The sequence below is a fragment of the Ramlibacter sp. genome (assembly GCF_035706265.1).
In the GTDB taxonomy this organism is placed as follows: Bacteria; Pseudomonadota; Gammaproteobacteria; order Burkholderiales; family Burkholderiaceae_C; genus Ramlibacter.
The window spans coordinates 1-2164 of the sequence record NZ_DASSVG010000382.1 but is presented as its reverse complement, the minus strand read 5'-3'; the positions used below and the strand labels follow the sequence as shown (position 1 = coordinate 2164).

General features: G+C 69.9%; 2 protein-coding genes and 1 pseudogene. 2 read left to right on the top strand and 1 reads right to left on the bottom strand.

Features of this window, described 5'->3' with window-relative positions; translation table 11 throughout:
• Positions 1 to 249, bottom strand: a pseudogene (locus VFM98_RS13815) (hypothetical protein); the annotation flags it as partial.
• 145 nt (positions 250 to 394) lie between these two features.
• On the opposite strand from VFM98_RS13815, the gene gspG reads away from it, so the two are divergent.
• On the top strand, positions 395 to 832 hold the full coding sequence (gspG, locus tag VFM98_RS13810) for a type II secretion system major pseudopilin GspG (protein WP_414709025.1): 438 nt from the start codon (positions 395 to 397) through the stop codon (positions 830 to 832).
• A gap of 9 nt (positions 833 to 841) precedes the next feature.
• On the top strand, positions 842 to 2041 hold the full coding sequence (locus tag VFM98_RS13805) for a type II secretion system F family protein (RefSeq protein WP_325110491.1): 1200 nt from the start codon (positions 842 to 844) through the stop codon (positions 2039 to 2041).
• Positions 2042 to 2164: the final 123 nt, after the last annotated feature.

Here is a 2164-nt window from a genome sequence, read left to right as displayed (position 1 = left end):
CGACCACGCCTCGCGCCGCTTCACCAGCGCCGAGGCCGCTTGCGGGCGCGGCGCGGGGGCCGGCGCCGCGGCGGCACGGGGCGCGGGCTCCGGCTCCAGCGGGCCATCCAGGTTGCTCAGGACCAGGCCCTGCGCACCTTCGTCCGTGATCTGGATCGGCGCCGGCGTGGCCTGGGCGGCGCCCAGGGCGGCGCAGCAGAGGGCGGCAGCGCCGGCCCGCAGGCGCCAGCGATTGCGTACTTCCGACATCGAGGGCTCCAGGAGAGTGGTCCGGCTCTCGGGCCGGTCGGGGAGGCCGGTCGCAAGTCCCACGCCAGCGCGAGGGAGGGTTCACGCGCTCACGCGGGCATCAAATTTGCGACAAGGTGTGAATCGACAACCAGAGGGACTCTCCATGCGAAACGTTTCCACTCCCCAGTTGCTGCGTCGCCCCCGCGCGCGCGGCTTCACCCTGCTCGAACTGCTGGTCGTGCTGGTGGTGCTCGGCCTGCTGGTCAGCATCGTCGGCCCGCGCTACTTCAGCCAGCTCGGTAAATCCGAGGGCAAGGCGGCGCAGACCCAGATCGCCAGCATCGTCAAGGCGCTGGACATGTACCGCCTGGATGTCGGCAAGTACCCCACCAGCGAGCAAGGCCTGGCCGCCCTGAGCGCCGCGCCCGCCAACGAGCCGCGCTGGAAGGGCCCGTACCTGGCCAAGGTGGTGCCGCCGGACCCGTGGGGCCGTGCCTATGTCTACAAGTCGCCCGGCGACACCGGCGAGTTCGACCTGATGTCCTTCGGCAAGGACGGCGCCCCCGGCGGCACCGAAGAAAACGCCGACATCAGCTACTGACCGCGCGCCATGCAGTTCCAGGTCAAGGCCGTCGACGGCGGCCGCGGCATCGTGCAGCTCACGCTCGACGCCGGCACGCTGGACGCCGCGCGCCAGGCGGCGGAGCACCAGGGCCTGCGCGTGATCGCAGTGGCGCCGGTGCGCAAGCTCGGCGCGGCGATGAGCGTGTCGATCGGGCGCAGCAAGGATTTCCCGCTGGTGCTTTTCAGCCAGGAGCTGGCCACGCTGATCAACGCCGGCCTGTCGCTGATCACCGCGCTGGAAAGCCTGGCGGAGAAGGAGCACGACTCCTCCACCCGCAAGGTGCTCACGTCGCTGGTGCGGCTGCTCTATGAAGGAAAGTCCTTCTCGCAGGCGCTGGCGCAGTTCCCCGCCACCTTCCCCGACCTGTACGTCGCGCTGATCCAGTCCAGCGAGAAGACGGGCGCGGTGAGCGGCGGCCTGCAGCGCTACGTGGCCTACCGCACCCGCATCGACATGCTCACGCAGAAGATCGTCAGCGCCTCGGTCTACCCGGTGCTGCTGCTGCTGGTGGGCATGGGCGTGCTGCTGTTCCTGGTGGGCTACGTGGTGCCGCGCTTCAGCACCGTGTTCGGCGAGGTCGGCGCCAAGCTGCCCTGGATGTCGCAGGTGCTGATGAACTTCGGCAGCATGCTCAACGAGCACGCCGCCGGCCTCGCCCTGTCGGCCGCCGGCGTGGTCGCCGGGGCGGCGGGCCTGTGGCAGCTCACCGCGGTGCGGCGCGCCGTGGGCCAGGCCGTGCTGGCGCTGCCCGGCGTGCGCGAGCGGGTGTTCCTGTACCAGGTGACGCGCCTGTACCGCTCGCTCGGCATCCTGCTGCAAAGCGGCATCCCCATCCTGCAGGCGATCGGCATGGCGCGCGGCCTGATCGGCGCCCGCATGGCCGCCCTGCTGGACCAGGCCGCGCAGCGCGTGCGGGAGGGCCAGCCGCTGTCGCAGGCCTTCGAAGCCAACCAGTTGTCGACGCCGGTGGCGCTGCGCATGCTGCACGCCGGCGAGCAGGCCGGCAACCTGGGCGCGATGATGGAGAAGACGGCCGACTTCTACGACGAGGAGATGGGCCGCTGGATCGAGTGGTTCGTGCGCCTGTTCGAGCCGCTGCTGATGGTCTTCGTCGGCGCGGTGATCGGCGTGGTCGTGATCCTGATGTACATCCCGATCTTCGAGCTGGCGGGGTCGATCCGGTAGGCTGCCGGCACGGCGAACCGCCGATCGAACAGCCGATTCAACAGCCGGACGCAAAGGACGCAAAGAAAGCGCAAAGGACGCAAAAGGAATACCCCCGGGGGGATGTTCCTTTGCGTCCTTTGC

What these genes read in the sequence shown, in the direction of transcription:
- gspG (WP_414709025.1), top strand. Translation starts at nt 395, where the DNA reads ATGCGAAACGTTTCCACTCCCCAGTTGCTGCGTCGCCCCCGCGCGCGC.
- VFM98_RS13805 (WP_325110491.1), top strand. Translation starts at nt 842, where the DNA reads ATGCAGTTCCAGGTCAAGGCCGTCGACGGCGGCCGCGGCATCGTGCAG.